Below are 16873 nucleotides of genomic sequence, written 5' to 3'. Positions count from 1 at the left end.
GCACCCATGGTTCCGACGCAGCCGTCCTAATGCAGAGTTGCTGCCAGAAGTTGATGACCTGCGTATGACAGGCTGCTCGCCACCAGCGTCAAAAACACCAGCGCCGCCGCGGTCAGCCCCAGCCCGATGCCGATGGCGCCGCCGTCGCGCTCGATCAGCCCCAGCGAGATCAGCACCAGCGCGAAGCCCGGCAGCCAGCCGGTCAGCGGCAGCGGCACGATGCAGGTCAGCGTCAGGATGAACAGCAGCAGACCGAACCAGCGTTCCTCGTCGATGCGGGCGAGGCGGTGCAGCCGCGGCTTTAGCATCCGCTCGATCCAAACCAGCCGCGGCATGGCGGCGTCGAGCGTCCGCGCCGCCAGCCCGCTGCCGATGGAGCGGCGCAGCAGCCAGTCCGGCAGCCCGGCTCCGCGCCGGCCGAAGGCCATCTGCGCGGTGTAGAGCACGATGGGCAGGTCGAACAGGCAGGATACGCCGAGCGGCACCGGGGCGATGGTCGGCAGCGCCAGCGCCAGCAGGATGGTGCCGAGCGAGCGGTCGCCCAGAGCCCGGATCAGGTCGCCCAGTGTAACCCGTCCCGCCGGCAGATTGGCGCGGAAGCGGGCCAGCACGTCGGATGTCCGCTCCTCCTCCTCGCCGTCGCAGACGGTGGGCAAGGCGATGGTGCCGTCATGCTCCATTTCCGCCCGCTCCATCTCCGCCTGACCGTGGGCGCCGGAGTCGTCGATGTGCCTGCGGGCGTTCAAACGCCGGCCTCCGCCGCGGCGCTCTCGTAGAGTTCGAGCGCCTCCAGCCAGGTCTCCTCCGCGGTCGCCAGCTTCTTCTCCACCGTGCCCAGCTCGATCTGCAGCTTGGTCAGCTTGTCGGACGGGCCGGTGTAGAGCGCCGGGTCGGACATCTTCGCCTCGATCTTGCGCTTCTCCTCGCTCAGCTTGGTCACCAGCGCCTCGGCGTCGGTGGCCTTGCGCTTCAGCGGGGCAAGCGCGGTGCGCGCCTCGGCGGCGGCGCGGCGCTGGTCCTTCTTGTTGGGGCCGGCGTCGCGTTCGGCTCCACCCTTCGCCACTGCCCGTTCCGCCTTGGCGCGGTCGAGCAGATAGCGGCGGTAGTCGTCCAGATCGCCGTCATAGGCCTGCACCGTACCGTCGGCGACCAGCAGCAGCCGGTCCACCGTCATCTCGATCAGATGGGGATCGTGGCTGATGACGATGACGGCGCCGGGGAAATCGTTGATCGCCTCGATCAGGGCTTCGCGGCTGTCGATGTCCAGATGGTTGGTCGGTTCGTCCAGCATCAGGATGTGCGGGACTTCCCGGCTCATCAGCGCCAGCAGGAGCCGCGCCTTCTCCCCGCCGGACAGGCTGGAGATCTTGGTCTCCGCCTTCACCTGCGGGAAGCCGAAGCGGCCGAGATGGGCGCGCACCTTCTCCTCCAGCGCCAGCGGCATGATGCGCTGGGTCTGCTGGATCGGCGTCAGCGACAGGTCCAGCTCCTCGGCCTGATGCTGGGCGAAATAGCCGATGCGCAGCTTGGACGGGCGCCGCATCTCGCCGGCCATCGGTTGGAGCCGGTTGGCCAGCAGCTTGACCAGCGTCGATTTGCCGTTGCCATTGGCACCCAGGAGGCCGATGCGGTCCTCCATGTCGATGCGCAGGTTGACCCGCCGCAGGATCACCTTGTCGCCATAGCCGATGCTAACTCCCTCCAGCGCGATCAGCGGCGGCGCCAGCTCGTCCGGGGCGGGGAAGTTGAAGACGACCTCGGGATCGTCCTCCATCAGCGTGATCGACTCCATCTTCTCCAGCAGCTTCAGGCGGCTCTGCGCTTGGCGGGCCTTGCTGGCTTTGAAGCGGAAGCGGTCGACATAGGCCATCATGTGCTTGCGCCGCGCGTCCTGCTTGGCAGCCATCGAGGCCAGCCGTTCCTGGTTGGCACGGCGCTGCGCCAGGAACTGGTCGTAATTGCCGCTGTAGGTGACGAGCTTGCCCTGGTCGATGTGGATCGTCGTGGTCGGCACCGCGTTCAGCAACTCGCGGTCGTGGCTGACCAGCAGGATGGTGTGCGGATAGTTCTTCAGATAGCCCTCGAGCCAGATGGTGGCTTCGAGGTCGAGGTGGTTGGTCGGCTCGTCCAGCAGCAGCAGGTCGGGGCGGGAGAACAGCACGCCGGCCAGCGCCACGCGCATCCGCCAGCCACCGGAGAAGTCGGAGCAGGGCCGTTGCTGCGCTTCGGCGTCGAAGCCCAGGCCGGACAGCACCTGCGCCGCGCGCGACGGGGCGGAATGCGCCTCGATGTCGGCGAGCCTTGCATGGACCTCGCCGATGCGCATCGGGTCGGTGACGGTCTCCGCCTCCGCCAGCAGGGCGGTGCGTTCGGTGTCGGCGGCCAGCACGGCGTCGATCAGCGTGGTCGGGCCGCTGGGGGCCTCCTGCGCCACCATGCCCATCCGCATGCCGGCCGGCAGAGTGATGGCGCCGGCATCCGTTTGCAGCTGGCCCGAGATCAGCTTCAGCAGGGTCGATTTCCCGGTGCCGTTGCGCCCGACCAGCGCCACGCGATGCCCCTTGGGCACCACCGCCGTCGCATGGTCGAACAACACTCGGCCGCCGAAGCGGAAGGTCAGGTCATTGATGTGCAGCATAGCGCGCGAGGATGTAGCACGAGGGGCCACCGATTTGAAGCGGGGCAGGGCGGATGGCGCGCGAATGGCACGGCTTTGTCCCGCGCAGGTCAGCCCGTTCCGCCCTGCTTGGGCTTGGTGCCGGCCATCGGGTTTGTTTGAACACGACCAATTCAAGGAACGGAATCGCCACCCGTTCTTTTTTAATTGAACGTTCAATCAATAAAAACCACGCTGACTCCGGCAATCGAATTGCTGCCATTCACTGCACCCTCTGGACCTCGGATCGGGGAGACGCGACATGACGCGGTTCGGACGTCTGGCCCATTATATCCACGGCCGTCCCATCGAAGACGAGGGAGCGGAGCGTTTCGCCACCGTCAACCCGGCGACCGGAGAGGTGTTGGCCGACGTTGCGCAAGCGACATCCGCGGACGTGGACCGCGCCGTCGACAGCGCGCGGGCCGGACAGGCGGTATGGGGGGCGATGACGGCGATGGAGCGCGCGCGGGTGCTGCGCCGGGCCGTTGCCCTGCTGCGTGAGCGCAACGAAGCGTTGGCCGAGATCGAGACGCTCGACACCGGCAAGCCGCTGAGCGAGACGCGCGCGGTCGACATCGTCACCGGCGCCGACGTGCTGGAATATTACGCCGGCCTCGCCCCGGCGCTGGAAGGGCGGCAGATCCCGCTGCGCCCGACCTCCTTCGTCTACACCCGGCGCGAGCCGCTGGGCGTGGTCGCCGGCATCGGCGCCTGGAACTATCCGATCCAGATCGCGCTGTGGAAATCGGCCCCGGCGCTGGCCGCCGGCAACGCCATGATCTTCAAGCCGAGCGAGGTGACGCCGCTGACCGCGCTGCATCTGGCGGCGATCTACAGCGAGGCCGGGCTGCCCGCCGGTGTGTTCAACGTCGTCCAGGGCGACGGCCGGGTCGGCGCCCTGCTGGCCGCCCATCCCGGCATTGAGAAGCTGTCCTTCACCGGCGGGGTGGAGACCGGCAAGCGGGTGATGGCCGCGGCCGGCGGATCGACGCTGAAGGAGGTGACGATGGAGCTTGGCGGAAAGTCGCCGCTGATCGTCTTCGCCGACGCCGACCTCGACCGCGCCGCCGACATCGCCATGATGGCGAACTTCTATAGCTCCGGTCAGGTCTGCACCAACGGCACCCGCGTGTTCGTCCACCGCAGCATCGCCGCGGCGTTCGAAGAGCGGCTGATGGTCCGGGTGCGCCGCATCCGCATGGGCGATCCGCTGAATCCCGACACCAATTTCGGCCCGCTCGCCAGCTTCCCCCACCGCGACAAGGTGCTGCGCTACATCGAGGCCGGCAAGGCGGAGGGCGCGCGGCTGCTGGCCGGCGGTGGGGTTCCGGAAGGCGCCGCCTTCGCGCCCGGCGCCTATGTGGCGCCCACCGTCTTCACCGACTGCCACGACGGCATGACCATCGTTCGCGAGGAGATTTTCGGTCCGGTCCTGTCGATCCTGACCTTCGACGAGGAGGACGAGGTCGTCGCGCGCGCCAACGCCACGAGCTACGGCCTCGCCGCCGGGCTGGTCACCAGCGATCTGGCCCGCGCCCACCGGGTGATCCACCGGCTGGAGGCCGGCATCTGCTGGATCAACGCCTGGGGCGAATCGCCGCCGGAGATGCCGGTCGGCGGCTACAAGCAATCGGGCATCGGCCGTGAGAACGGCGTCGAGACGCTCGACCATTACACGCGCCTCAAATCGGTCCAGGTCGAGTTGGGATCCTACTCGTCGGTGTTCTGAAACCGTCTTTCAGGGAAGCCCGCTTTTTCAAAGAAGGGGTGTTCGATGTCGAACCAACCGACCTCCGGAGCCGCTGCGCCGGAGAACGGCGCCGCTATGCCCGCCGCCACATCCTCCTTCGCCCCTGCGGTGCGCGAGTACGACTACATCGTCGTCGGCGCCGGTTCGGCGGGCAACGTCCTCGCCTGCCGCCTGACCGAGGATGCCGGCGTCAGCGTCCTGCTGCTGGAGGCCGGCGGACCCGACCACCGGCTCGACTACCGCACCCAGATGCCGGCGGCGCTGGCCTTCCCGCTCCAGGGCCGCCGTTACAACTGGGCCTATGAGACCGAACCCGAACCGCACATGGACAACCGCCGGATGGAGTGCGGGCGCGGCAAGGGGCTGGGCGGGTCGTCGCTGATCAACGGCATGTGCTACATCCGCGGCAACGCGCTGGACTATGACGGCTGGGCCGGGCTGCCGGGTCTGGAGGACTGGAGCTATCTCGACTGCCTGCCCTATTTCCGTAAGGCGGAGACGCGCGACATCGGTCCCGACGCCTATCACGGCGGCGACGGCCCGCTGTTCGTCACCACCGCCAAGCCGGGCGTCAACCCGCTGTACGAGGCGATGGTGGAGGCGGGGGCGCAGGCCGGCTACGGCCGCACCGCCGACCTGAACGGCTACCGCCAGGAGGGCTTCGGTCCGATGGACCGCACGGTGACGGCGCAGGGGCGGCGGTGCAGCACGGCCCGCGGCTATCTCGACCGGGCGCGGGAGCGGCCGGGGCTGACCATCGTCACCCACGCGCTGACCGACCGCATCCTGTTCGACGGACAGCGTGCCGTCGGCGTCGCCTATCTGCGCAACGGCAGGCCGGTGACGGCGCGGGCGCGGCGGGAGGTGCTGCTGTGCGCCGGGGCCATCGCCTCGCCGGCGATCCTGCAACGGTCGGGGGTGGGACCGTCGCCGCTGCTGCGCGAGCTGGGGGTGGAGACGGTGATCGACCTTCCGGGCGTCGGCGGCGATCTCCAGGACCATCTGGAGATGTATATCCAGTATCACTGCCGTCAGCCGGTGTCGCTCTATCCCGCGCTGAAATGGTGGAACCAGCCGGCCATCGGCGCCGAATGGCTGTTCCTGGGCACCGGCATCGGCGCCAGCAACCAGTTCGAGGCCGGCGGCTTCATCCGCACCGGCGACGATGTGCCCTGGCCCAACATCCAGTATCACTTTCTCCCCGTCGCCATCAGCTACAACGGCACCAACGCGGTGGAGGCGCACGGTTTCCAGGCCCATGTCGGCTCCATGCGTTCGCCCAGCAAGGGGCGCGTCCATGCCCGCTCGCGCGATCCGGGGCAGGCGCCCAGCATCCTGTTCAACTACATGGCCGATCCGCAGGACTGGCGGGAGTTCCGCGCCGGCATCCGCATCACGCGCGACATCATGCGGCAGCGCGCCCTGGCGCCCTATCGCGGCGAGGAGATAAGCCCCGGTGCCGATTGCGTCACCGACGCCGACCTCGACGCCTTCGTCCGCCATCACGCCGAGACCGCCTACCACCCCTGCGGCACCTGCCGGATGGGGACCGACGACGGCGCGGTGGTCGACGGTCAGGGCCGGGTGCATGGGCTGGAGTCCTTGCGCGTCATCGACGCCTCGATCATGCCGCGGATCATCACCGGCAACCTGAACGCACCCACCATCATGATGGCGGAGAAGCTGGCCGACGCGGTGCGCGGCCGTCCGCCGCTGCCGCGCGCCGACGTGCCCTATTACGTCGCAGATGCCGCCATGACGCAGAAGGAGATGCAGAAGGACCAGCGTCTGCGGGCCTGAGACCCGCACGCCCACAATGATAACCACAAGCAAGGAGAACAGGGACATGGCCAAGACATTCGGTAAATTCTCTGCCGGTAAATTCTCCGCCGCCAAATTCTCCGGCCTCGCCGTCGGCCTTATGCTGGCGGCCGGGTCCGCCGTCCTGCCGGCAGGGACGGCGCTTGCCGCCGATCCGGCCTCCTGCAAGGCGGTGCGTTTCGGTGACGTGGGATGGACCGACATCGCGGCGACGACGGCGCTCGCCTCCGTCACGCTCGACGCGCTGGGCTACAAGCCGTCCACAAGCGTCTCGTCGGTGCCGGTCGTCTATCTGGGGCTGAAGACCAAGTCGCTGGACGTGTTCCTCGGCAACTGGATGCCCACCATGGAGACCTTCATCAAGCCTGTGCTGGAGGACGGCTCGGTCGAGGTGACGCGCGTCAACCTGGAGGGCGCCAAATACACGCTGGCCGTCCCCACTTACGCCGCTGAGGCCGGGCTGAAGAGCTTCAAGGATCTGGCGAAATACAAGGACAAGCTGGACGGCAAGATCTACGGCATCGAGGCCGGTAACGACGGCAACCTGATCATCGACAAGATGCTGAAGGCCGACGCCTTCGGTCTCAAGGATTTCAAGATGGTCGAGTCCAGCGAGGCCGGCATGCTGGCCGAGGTGAAGCGGGCGGTCCGGGCCAAGAAATGGATTGCCTTCCTGGGCTGGGCGCCGCATCCGATGAACAAGACGATGGACATCACCTACCTGTCCGACGGCGACGACTGGTTCGGCCCGAATTACGGCGGCGCCACCGTCAGCACCAACGTGCGCAAGGGCTACGCCGCCGAATGCCCGAACATCGGCAAGTTCCTGTCCAATCTGGTCTTCACCGTGGACATGGAAAACTCGGTGATGGACGGCATCATGAACGGCGGCCGCAAGCCCGAAGCGGTTGCGGCCGACTGGCTGAAGAAGAATCCCGCCGTCCTGAAGACTTGGCTGTCCGGCGTCACCACGCTGGACGGCAAGGACGGTCTGGCCGCTGCTCAGGCCAAGCTGGGTGCCGCCAAATCCTGACCTGACGACTGCTTTCCCAAAGCCTCCTCGACTCCGGCCGCGCTGGGATGCCATCGCGGCCGTATTTTTTGCGAGGATCGGGGAGTGTGGCCCCAAACGAACGCCTTGCCGCGCCGTGAAAGCGCCTCTATAAAGCCGCCCATCCGGCGCCCCGGTCATCCGGCGGCGCCTGCGAGTTTTTCAATCGGCGAAAAGCCCCATTCCCGCAGGAGTCACCACCATGGCCGTCGAACGGACCCTCTCGATCATCAAGCCCGATGCCACCCGCCGCAACCTGACCGGCAAGATCAACGCCAAGTTCGAAGACGGCGGCCTGCGCATCGTTGCCCAGAAGCGCGTCCAGCTGTCGAAGGCCCAGGCCGAGCAGTTCTACGGCGTGCACCGCGAGCGTCCGTTCTTCGGCGATCTGGTCTCCTTCATGATCTCCGGCCCGGTGGTCCTGCAGGTTCTGGAAGGCGAGAACGCCATCGCCCGCAACCGCGAGATCATGGGCGCCACCAACCCGGCCAACGCCGCCGAAGGCACCATCCGCAAGGAGTTCGCCGAGTCGATCGAGGCCAACTCGGTCCACGGTTCGGACGCCCCGGAGACCGCCGCCCAGGAGATCGCCTTCTTCTTCGCCGGCATCGAGCTGGTGGGCTGATCTTTCGGGTCTGACCTCCCGTCAGGCTTGGCGAAAGGGCCGCTCCCGATAAGGGGGCGGCCTTTTTTGCGTTTTGCGTCAGGCTCTGTCAGTATCGGGAGCCGTGAACCTTTTGCCCCGCAGATGCCGGGGTCGATCCCGACAGGAGTTGCCCGCGATGGAATCCCAATCCGCAAAGCCGATCATCGCGGCGCTGCTGCAACCGCTGCCGGTGCTGACCCAGCCGCAGGCCCGCAACGACCTGTCCGACGAATCCGTGGTCCGGCTGCTGGTCCGCCAGTTCATCGACCTCAGCCTGGACGCCTTCAATCAGGTTCTCCAGGGCAACCTCGACCAGGACGAGGCGGTCGACGGCATCAACCGTCAGGCCATCGCACTGAACTCCGTCTTCCTCGGCACCAGCGGCTTCGAGACCGTCATCACCCACCCCTGGAATTCGCCGGACCAGCTCGGCGCTTTCCTGAAGGACGTGGTTGCGCTTGAGTATCCGGAAGACGACTGCGTCCGCGCCATGCTGATCCATCTGGCGACCCAGCTGATGCACGCGCTGCGCCTGCCCGACGAGGAGCGCAACGAGGAGGTCGAGGCACTGACCCTCGATGCCGCCGACCTGCTGCTGGGCCGGGCGCCGGAAGACGACGACGAGATCGACATCGATATCGGCGTCTGACCTCACCCTGCCGGGTTCAAATTCACCTCGATCAGCACGGTATCCTCGACGAAATCGGCGCTGTGCCAGGCACCGGGGTCGAAGCGGATGACCATGCCCGGCCGCAGATCCACCGGCCCCGCTTCGCAGGTCAGCAGGGCGCGGCCTTCCACGACGATGACGAACTGCTCATGCGGGTGGTCGTGGCGTGGGGCGGAGGTGCCGGCCTTGATGACGATATGCTTCAGCGATGCGCCGGTGCCGGGAAGGCTGCGGCGCTCTACCCCTTCGGCGGTCTGGGCCGGCAGATTGCTCCACGTAATCACGTCTGCTTTTGGGGGAGCCTCGGGAGTGGCCCCAGGAGTCATGGGCGGCATGGCGTGGTCCTTTCGAAACCGGCCGGCTTTGGAGCGGCAATCGGTTTTTACGTGTTTTGCAGCCTCCCGGATCTCCTCCCCATCGCCCCTACCGCTTCCGGCTGTCGCGGCTGTGCGAAAGCTTAGCTACTAAACCTGCTGTTAACGCCTGACAGCCTAAGACGGGACGATCCGGTGATGATGTCACCGGACAACAGCTCTTCCGGCACCCTTTCGGACAGACGGAGGCCCCGTGGACGTTGCAGGCACCGACCGACCGCATCCCACCGGGGGTGCCGCCAGACCGGTGTCCGGTCCGTCGGGTCTTTCCGCATCGTTTCCCGGCCTGCTGGCCGGACTGACCGGCATCGGCACCCTGGCGGCGCTGTCTGCAAGCGGGCAGGTCGGCTGGCCGGTCGCCGGCGCGCTGGCCGCCGCCGGCGGTCTGGCCCTGTGGAGCGCCCGGCGTGCCGGGGCCGCCGCCACCGCCCTGGCCCGTTCCGACGCCGCACTGCGCCGGGCGAAGGACGAGTTGGAGGGGCTGCGCGACCGCACCCGCGACTTCGCCGTCGTGACGCCCGGCTGGTTCTGGGAAACCGGGTCGGACCACCGCTATCTCTCGCTGTCGGGCGGGCTTACCACGCTGCTCGGCTGCGATCCGCGGACGGTGTTCGGCGATTCCCTTCTCGACCTCGGGGTGCTGGTCGCCGACGAGGCGACCTGGGCCGAATACCGTGCCGACATCGAGGCCGGCCGGGCCTTCCGCGACCTGGAGCTGAGCTTCGAGGGGGTGGACGGGCGCGACCTCGTGCTGCGGCTCAGCGCCGTGCCGGTGCGCGGCGCCGACGGGCGTTTCCGCGGCTATCGCGGCTGCGGCGTCGATGCCACCGCCGAGACGCTGGCGCTGGTGGAGGCGCGCTTCATGCAGGCGGTGGTGCATGACGCCATCGACAGCGTGTCGGAAGGATTCGTGCTGTTCAGCGCCGACGGCCGGCTGCTGATCTGCAACGAGCAGTATCGCCGCGCCTATCCCACCATCGCCGATATGCTGACCCCCGGCCGCAGCTTCGCCGAGATCCTGCGCGCCGCCGCCGAGCGCGGCGGGTACGAGGGGGAGGGCGACATCGGCGCCTGGGTGGAGCAGCGGCTGACCCGCCATCTCCAGCACTCCACCCCGGTCGACGGTCGGCTGTCCGACGGGCGCTGGTACCGCATCAGCGAGCATGCCACCGGCACCGGCGGCGTGGTGAAGATCCTGATGGACATCACCGAGCTTAAAACGCGGGAAGAGCAACTGGCCGGCCAGACCGCACGGCTGGAGCAGACCGTCGGCGCCCTGCGGGAAAGCGAGTTGCGCTACCGCCAGCTCGTCGAGCTGGCCCCCTACGGAATCGTCATCTGGGACTGCGCCGCCATCCGCTTTGTCAATGGTGCCGCCGCGGCGATTCTTGGCGTCGCCGCCGATGCGTTGGAAGGCCAACTGCTTGCCGGATTTCTGGCGGAGGGCGAGGCGTTGGCCGAGACGCTCGCCGCCGCTGCCGAGGGGGAGGAGCGCCGGCTGGAATGCGATGCCCTCCGCCCGACCGGCGAGCGCCGCCGGCTGGAGGTCGCGGCCAGTCAGGCCGTCTATGGCGGTGGGCCGGCAGTGCTGCTGGTGCTGAACGACATCACCGACCGCCGCCGGGTGGAGGGCGAGCTTCAGCGCGCCCAGAAGATGGAGGCGGTGGGCCGCATGGCCGGCGGCATCGCCCATGAATTCAACAACATGCTGACCGCCATCGGCGGCTTCGCCCGGCTGGCGGAGCGCAATCCGGCCGATCCCGACCGCGTGCTGACCTGCGTGCAGGAGATCGCCAAGGCATCCGAACGGGCGGCGGCGCTGACTGCCCAGCTCTTGGACTTCTCCCACCGCCGGGTGACCGATGAGCGCGAGGTGGTTGCCGTCGCCCCGCTGGTGCGCGATCTGCGCGTCTTCCTCAAGCCCCTGCTCAGCGCCGGCATCGACGTGGCGATCCTGGCCAATGACGAAAGCGCACACGCGCTGGTCAACCCGGTGACGCTGAACCAGGCTCTGCTGAACCTTGCGCTGAACGGGCGCGATGCCATGCCCCACGGCGGCACCCTGACCATCGCCCTGGCGGTGGAGGCGCCGGACGACGCTTTCTTCGCCCGTCACCGCGGCCTGAAGCCGGGCCGCTACGTCGCGATCCGTGTCAGCGACCAGGGGCCGGGCGTGCCGGCGGAGATTCGCGACCGGGTCTGGGAGCCCTTTTTCACCACCAAGGAGCCGGGGAAGGGCACCGGGCTCGGCTTGTGGATGGTCTATGGCACGGCGCAGCAGTCGGGCGGCGCGGTCGAACTGGAGGGCGAGGAGGGGCAGGGTGCCACCTTCGCGCTCTATCTGCCCGCCGTCGAGCCGCCGGCATCCCCGGTTGGACTCGACCCCCTGCAGGTGGCGGAGGGGGAGGGGGCGGTCATTTTGCTGGTCGATGATGAGGACTCGGTGCGCCGTTACCTCCGCCTCGTGCTGGAAGAGGCCGGCTGCACGGTGGTGGAGGCGTCCGACGGGCAGGAGGCGCTTACCCGTTACGACGAGGCCGGCGGCCTGTTCGACGCGGTGGTCAGCGACGTGTCGATGCCGCGGATGAACGGGCTGGAGCTTGCCAGTGAACTGGAGAGCCGCAACCAGCTTCTGCCCATCCTGTTCCTGACCGGCTACGCCTCGCGCGAGACGGCGGCCGGGCTGACGGCGCAGGAGGGGCGGCAGATCGTGATGAAGCCGGTGGCGCCCGAGCGGCTGCTCGGCGCGCTCCGCGACCTGCTGGCCCTGTGAGGGCGGCGATGGAGGAGTCCCGCCACGACACCCCCGCTGCGGAACCGGCCCTGGAGGAGGGTTCGGCCCCCGCCGCATGCCGCGAGCCGGCCGATTTCTACACCCCGGCCGGCCGGGACGGAGTCGGCCGCTTCTGCCGCCGCTTCCTCGACGAGAACGCGCTGACCGCAACGGAGCTGCTGCACCACCCGCGCCACCAGACCGGGCTGTCCAACACCGCCACCTTCGTCGCCATCCTGACCCAGGCCGAGCGGGCGATGGACCGTAAGGGCGGTATGACGCCGCTGGTCAACGAGATCGCCCGGCTGACGCGCGAGCGGCTGAAGGAACACCCGCCGCCCGATTTCCTGTCCGCCGACTATCCCGGCACGGCGGCGGAGCTGCTGTCCGTGGGCGGCTTCCTCGGCCGTTTCCTTCTCGACGCCGCCGTCACCCAGCACATCGCCGTCTGCCGCAGCTTCGCCGAGAAGGCGGAGGCGCTGCTGAACCTCGCCGAGACCACCGAGCATCCCGACGCGCTGACGCCGGTCGAACGGCTGCTGGGAGAGATCCTGCTGAGCGACGCCGGCACCGCGTCCTGCGCGCGGGATGCCCCCTTCACCACCCTGATCGACCTGATCGTGACGCTGATCGCCACCGACCGGCCGATGGCGGACGATGCCCCATCGGTGTTCCGCCGGCTGGACGCGCTGATGCGCCGCGTGCCGATGCCGGGCTTGCGCGACGCGCTGGCCGCCGCCTTCCGCCGCGAGATGGCCAAGCCGGCCTGCTTCACCATCGCCAGTGCCGGCGACATGTTCGGCATCGAGGCGGTGCAACGCGAGATTCTGGCGCTGAGCGACCTGTCCGCCCGCCTGCGCGACCGCGAGGGCGCCTATGTCGGCGGTGCGAGGACGGAGGCGGCTCTGCAACGCCGCACCGCCCTGCTGGTCAACGAGGACACGGTCCCGGAGATCACCCGTGGCCGCAACTTCGTGCAGAAGCTGCGCATCCTGTTCGTGCTCCAGAAGATGCCGCTGTCGCCCACCGCGGCCAAGGCGGTGGCCGATTACCTGAAGAGCTTTTTCGACAGCCGCGACTTCGCCGGCCGGCTTCTGGACTGCTGGAAGGACCGGAACGAGAAGCTGAAGGGGCTGGCGGAGGTTCAGCGCCTTGTGCTGTCAAGCGCCTTCCCCGACGAGGAGCGCGAGTATCTCGGCGGCCAGCTCGACGACATCCAGAACGCCTTCCTGCGCACCCAGCGCGTGCTGACCCCGCTGATCCAGGCCAAGGACGACCCGCCGGCCGACACCGTGCTCGACATCGTCCGGTTGGCGGGGGAGGGGGCTTTCTGCTCCGGCAAAAGCCGGCTGGCGGTGGCCCGCGTGCTCTACCGCCACTGCCACCGGCCGCGCTTCGTCCGCCATGTTCTGCTGAACGCGCCGGGGCCGAAGGAACGGCTGGCGCGTGCCAACTGGCTGCGGCAGGCGCTGGGCATGGTCGGCGTGCCCTTCATCGATCTGTCCTCCCACCGCGTCCTGGTGGTGGATGACGAGGCAGGGCCGCGCGCCTTCGTCACCTCCGTCCTTCAGGAACTGGGCATCGGCCACATCGTCACCGCCGCCGACGGCCAGGAGGCGCTGGAGCGCTTCCAGGCCGACGGTGCGGCCTATGACCTGATCGTCTGCGACTGGATGATGCCGCGGCTGAGCGGCCTCGACCTGCTGAAGCAGGTGCGCGAGATCCGCAGCGACCTGCCTTTCCTGATGGTCACGGCGCTGGCGACTCTGGATGCGGTGAAGAAGGCGCTGGCCCATCAGGTCAGCGGCTACATTGCCAAGCCCTTCACGCCCGACCAGTTGGAGGAGAAGATCTTCCTAGTCCTGGCGCAGAAGGGTTTTGGCGATTAGGGGCGGGAACTCCGGTCAGCGGAACAGGCCGGGCATGATCTCCACGATGATACCGGTGGTGGAAACGACCAGAACGGCGTCATGGTCGACGCGGACCCAGCGATGGCCCCGCGGCGGGCGGTGCAGATGATAGGCAGCGGGGCGTGCAATCACGTGACGGGGGGCGCGCCACTCCTGCGGCAGACGTTCGCCGGCCCGCCAGCCATACGCCTTCGGCGGACCGGGGCGGTGGACCGGCTGGCGGCCGGGATGCTCGTACCGCGGGCCATGATCGTACCCGCGGGGCGGTTGCGGCTGCGGGTACTGGTGGCCGGGCGGACGGTCGTCCGGGCCGGGCTGCCATCCCTGGGCCATTGCGGGCGTGCCGGTCGCCGCGGTTACGGCGAGGATAGCGGCGGCCACGGCGAGCAGGGTCTTTTTCATGCTGTCCATCCTATCGCATTCGGTGCTCCCCGGTCCTGCCGGGGGCGTTCCTGGCGATCAGGATGGCACCCTATCGTTGCCGGCCTGTGTCCGACGGTCATGGATTCGGTAACAGAGTGTATCCGGGACGAATGTCGGCAGCCGCCTGTTGTGATGGAATCATCCGACGGAAGGAGCGATGCCATGGCAGACCAGAAACCCGACAGCGGCAAGATCCTGTCAAACGAGCCCGACCGCGACATCGCCGACCCGCTCGAGGCGGCCAGGGAGGTATCCGACACCGGCAAGCCGATCACCCCTGACACCGAATCGGCCAAGCACATCGACCGCCCGGCGGAGAAGGGCAAGGCGAGGAAAACGAGCTGAGAGAATGAGTTGGCGGAGTGGAGACTGGCCCTTCTCCCGTCCCGGGAGAGGGGCCTTCCATTATCGCAGTTCCAGACCTGCCTGTTTGAAGGCGCGGGCGAGCGCGTCCACGATGGCCGGGTCGACTTCACCCGTGCCGTAATCGAGGTTCATCACGGCGTACCACGGAACGCCAGCCTTGTTCGCCAGCATCCGTGTCGACCAGCCAAGGCGCAGCCGTGCCTCTTGGCACTGCGTCCCTGTCATGATGCGTCGACTCCACACGTTAGCGTCCGCCTTCCATGCTCCTGCCCCGATCCGCGTCGGCTTACCCGAACGGCCGGTCCCGGCCGCAACCTGGGGCTATCCACAATAGTGCAAGAATTTGACTCCCTTGTCATGTGTCGGTTTGTTGCAGAGCGAAACGCTCTGCTTTGCCGGATTGTCATGGATGGCAACTCGCGGACATTTGATGAAAAACATGTAAGGTTCGCCTGTCCATCTATATGACCCTGTCAATATTGGGGACTTGGCGTTCACGACGTCGCATGGATCGGAGCTCGAGACGAACAAGGCTTCCATGAAGATTTTTTGAAGCGGGATTGTTCCGAGGCTGCCCTTTGCGGTCGCGCTCCGCCGCCGATCGTCAGGCGATGCGCTTGGCGAGCAGGGTGAGATTACGGCCGCCTTCGCGCCGGTGGCTGGCGCGGTCCATCATTTTGCCGACCAGAAAGATGCCCAGCCCGCCAACCCGCCGGCTCTCCAGATCGCCGCCGAGGTCGGGCGGCGGGGCGTCGGCGAAAGGATCGAAGGCGTCGGCATCGTCCTCCACCTCCGCCCGCAGCTCCAGCCCATCGGTTTCCAGCCGCACCCGGATGCCACGCCCGCCGGCACCGCCGCAGCCATGGGAGACGATGTTGGTGACGAGTTCATCGAGGCAGAGCGTGAAGCGGAAAGTGAGGTCCGGGGGCAAGTGGTTGTGCGCGATGAAGTCCTCCACCGCGGCGGCAAGCCGGCCGAGTTCCGATAACTCGCTGCGCAGGACCACCTCCAGGCGATTCACCGCTTTTCCGTCCATCCGCGTCCGCCTCCCGGTCCCACTTTTTCCCCTATGCCTCCGGGTATCACGGGGGCGCGAAGGGATGGTCATTCTTAACCGATGGCGTCGGCGTGACAATTCCTCGACCGCCGGCTGGGGAGGTTGAACGGGCGGCGGCAGGGGGACAGACTCGGGCAGAGGGGTTCGGCCACAACGCTGCGGCGACCGGAATAAAGCCGGTTCGCGCGGTGTTGGTGGAACGGAACCCCGGGGGGACAATCGACGAAGGTGCCGGCGCCATGTCCATGCTTGCCAAGCCCATGCTTGCCACGCCCACGCTCTGGACCCGGATGAAGGCCGAACTGGGCGACAGCGACGCGCAATACCGGCTGGCGGAGGCCGTTCGGACGGCTGACGTTGCCGCTTCCGTTTCCTGGTACCGCCGCGCCGCCCGCCAGGGCCATGTCGCGGCGCAGACCATGCTGGCCTTCCTGCTCGCCAACGGCATCGGCGTGCCACCCGACCCACGCCGGGCGGTGTCCTGGTATCGCCGCGCCGCCGCAAAGGGCGATGTCGGTGCGCAGAACAATCTGGGCTATATGCACGAACATGGCGCCGGCGTTGCCCGCGATCCGGCCAAGGCGGCGCTGTGGTACCGGCTTGCCGCGCTCCAGCACTCCGCCCCCGCCCAGGTCAACCTCGCCCTGCTGCTGCTCGATGGCCGCGGGGTCGACCGTGACGAAGCCGAAGCGGTGCGCTGGCTGCGTGCCGCTGCCGAACAGGGACATCCTGCCGCGCAATACCGCCTCGGCCTGTGCCTGCGCGAGGGAGTCGGCGCCGCCCGCGATCCGGCCGAAGCCGCCCTTTGGCTTCAGGCGGCGGCAGCGGCCGGCGACCGCGACGCGCTGGTGGCCCTGGCCGAGCTGCGGCAAACCGTCATCCCCGACCTGCGCCCGGACCTGTCCCTCGACTGGCCGGACGCCGCGGAGGATGAGGACGACGCAGCGCCATGGCGCCCAGAGCAGCGCCGCATGCAGGAAATCCCCATGCAGAGCGCCCATGCCGGCGCAATGCCGCCCGGCTGAGGCCGCCCGGATGGCCGCCGGCCCGTTATATCAGTACAAGCTGGAAAACCCTTTGCAAGCTCTGGCGGAATCGCGGTTCATCTGACGGGTGGCATCCTGCGAAGGGACACCCGTCGGATGACGCTGGAGCTTTGGGCGGCCCGTGGTTGATGCATCGGCGTTTCATGACGGCGCCGTGCCAGGAGGCTGGGCAGCGCGCTCGGCCCGGCGGCGCCCACGGTCCGGCCGCAGGAGGCATGGCCATGATGCGTTTCGGAGACGAATTTCGTGTCATCCGACGCCGCTCTCTCCTGGGCAGTCATGAGCATCCTGCCTCCCGCAACCCCACCATATGGCGCCATTCCCCTG

Annotated in this window: 15 protein-coding genes; 9 read left to right on the top strand and 6 right to left on the bottom strand. The window is 68.0% G+C overall.

Features of this window, described 5'->3' with window-relative positions:
- Window positions 1–26: 26 nt before the first annotated feature.
- A complete protein-coding gene (locus GBZ48_RS20725; protein ID WP_246307350.1) occupies window positions 27–746 on the bottom strand; it encodes an exopolysaccharide biosynthesis protein in 720 nt (239 codons plus the stop codon).
- Window positions 743–2638: an ABC-F family ATP-binding cassette domain-containing protein gene (locus tag GBZ48_RS20720; protein WP_109047820.1), complete on the bottom strand. Its 1896-nt coding sequence runs from the start codon at window positions 2636–2638 to the stop codon at window positions 743–745. Before GBZ48_RS20720 ends, GBZ48_RS20725 begins: the two co-directional genes overlap by 4 nt.
- A 280-nt stretch (window positions 2639–2918) precedes the next feature.
- Here GBZ48_RS20720 and betB point away from each other — a divergent pair, with 280 nt between their 5' ends.
- From betB to GBZ48_RS20695, 5 genes are all read left to right on the top strand, one after another.
- Window positions 2919–4388 (top strand): betaine-aldehyde dehydrogenase, encoded by a 1470-nt coding sequence (gene betB, locus GBZ48_RS20715; protein ID WP_174472730.1) that lies wholly within the window; start codon window positions 2919–2921, stop codon window positions 4386–4388.
- A 96-nt stretch (window positions 4389–4484) separates the two neighbouring features.
- Complete coding sequence (gene betA, locus GBZ48_RS20710; protein WP_174472774.1) at window positions 4485–6209, top strand: choline dehydrogenase; 1725 nt, start codon at window positions 4485–4487, stop codon at window positions 6207–6209.
- Between the two features lie 46 nt (window positions 6210–6255).
- On the top strand, window positions 6256–7263 hold the full coding sequence (locus GBZ48_RS20705; protein ID WP_174472729.1) for a choline ABC transporter substrate-binding protein: 1008 nt from the start codon (window positions 6256–6258) through the stop codon (window positions 7261–7263).
- Window positions 7264–7483: 220 nt separating this feature from the next.
- Window positions 7484–7906: a nucleoside-diphosphate kinase gene (gene ndk / locus GBZ48_RS20700; RefSeq protein ID WP_012974418.1), complete on the top strand. Its 423-nt coding sequence runs from the start codon at window positions 7484–7486 to the stop codon at window positions 7904–7906.
- 157 nt (window positions 7907–8063) lie between these two features.
- Window positions 8064–8576 carry a hypothetical protein gene (locus GBZ48_RS20695; RefSeq protein WP_109048496.1) on the top strand — a complete coding sequence of 171 codons (513 nt, stop codon included), beginning with the start codon at window positions 8064–8066 and terminating at the stop codon, window positions 8574–8576.
- Window positions 8577–8578: 2 nt separating this feature from the next.
- On the opposite strand, the gene GBZ48_RS20690 is transcribed toward GBZ48_RS20695, so the two are convergent.
- On the bottom strand, window positions 8579–8881 hold the full coding sequence (locus tag GBZ48_RS20690; RefSeq protein WP_209798146.1) for a cupin domain-containing protein: 303 nt from the start codon (window positions 8879–8881) through the stop codon (window positions 8579–8581).
- Window positions 8882–9164: 283 nt separating this feature from the next.
- Here GBZ48_RS20690 and GBZ48_RS20685 point away from each other — a divergent pair, with 283 nt between their 5' ends.
- Both GBZ48_RS20685 and GBZ48_RS20680 read left to right on the top strand, forming a co-directional pair.
- Complete coding sequence (locus GBZ48_RS20685; protein ID WP_174472728.1) at window positions 9165–11744, top strand: response regulator; 2580 nt, start codon at window positions 9165–9167, stop codon at window positions 11742–11744.
- 8 nt (window positions 11745–11752) lie between these two features.
- Window positions 11753–13633, top strand: coding sequence for a response regulator (locus GBZ48_RS20680; protein WP_174472727.1), 1881 nt, complete (start codon window positions 11753–11755; stop codon window positions 13631–13633).
- A gap of 15 nt (window positions 13634–13648) precedes the next feature.
- Here the strand turns inward: GBZ48_RS20680 and GBZ48_RS20675 are convergent, their stop codons facing one another.
- Entirely contained in the window at window positions 13649–14056 is a 408-nt protein-coding gene (locus GBZ48_RS20675) for an RcnB family protein (RefSeq protein WP_174472726.1), read from the bottom strand.
- A 183-nt stretch (window positions 14057–14239) separates the two neighbouring features.
- Between GBZ48_RS20675 and GBZ48_RS20670 the strand changes: the two genes are divergently transcribed.
- A complete protein-coding gene (locus tag GBZ48_RS20670; protein WP_174472725.1) occupies window positions 14240–14422 on the top strand; it encodes a hypothetical protein in 183 nt (60 codons plus the stop codon).
- Window positions 14423–14482: 60 nt separating this feature from the next.
- On the opposite strand, the gene GBZ48_RS20665 is transcribed toward GBZ48_RS20670, so the two are convergent.
- Window positions 14483–14668: a hypothetical protein gene (locus tag GBZ48_RS20665; RefSeq protein WP_143273396.1), complete on the bottom strand. Its 186-nt coding sequence runs from the start codon at window positions 14666–14668 to the stop codon at window positions 14483–14485.
- Window positions 14669–15047: 379 nt separating this feature from the next.
- Window positions 15048–15479, bottom strand: a complete 432-nt coding sequence (locus GBZ48_RS20660; protein WP_174472724.1) for an ATP-binding protein — start codon at window positions 15477–15479, stop codon at window positions 15048–15050.
- Window positions 15480–15739: 260 nt separating this feature from the next.
- Between GBZ48_RS20660 and GBZ48_RS20655 the strand changes: the two genes are divergently transcribed.
- Window positions 15740–16525 (top strand): tetratricopeptide repeat protein, encoded by a 786-nt coding sequence (locus GBZ48_RS20655; RefSeq protein ID WP_246307349.1) that lies wholly within the window; start codon window positions 15740–15742, stop codon window positions 16523–16525.
- The last annotated feature ends 348 nt before the right edge of the window (window positions 16526–16873 follow it).

Source organism: Azospirillum melinis (assembly GCF_013340935.1).
GTDB classification, from domain to species: Bacteria; Pseudomonadota; Alphaproteobacteria; order Azospirillales; family Azospirillaceae; genus Azospirillum; species Azospirillum melinis.
Note: the sequence above shows the minus strand (reverse complement) of the source record. Positions and strands in the feature narration are given on the sequence as shown.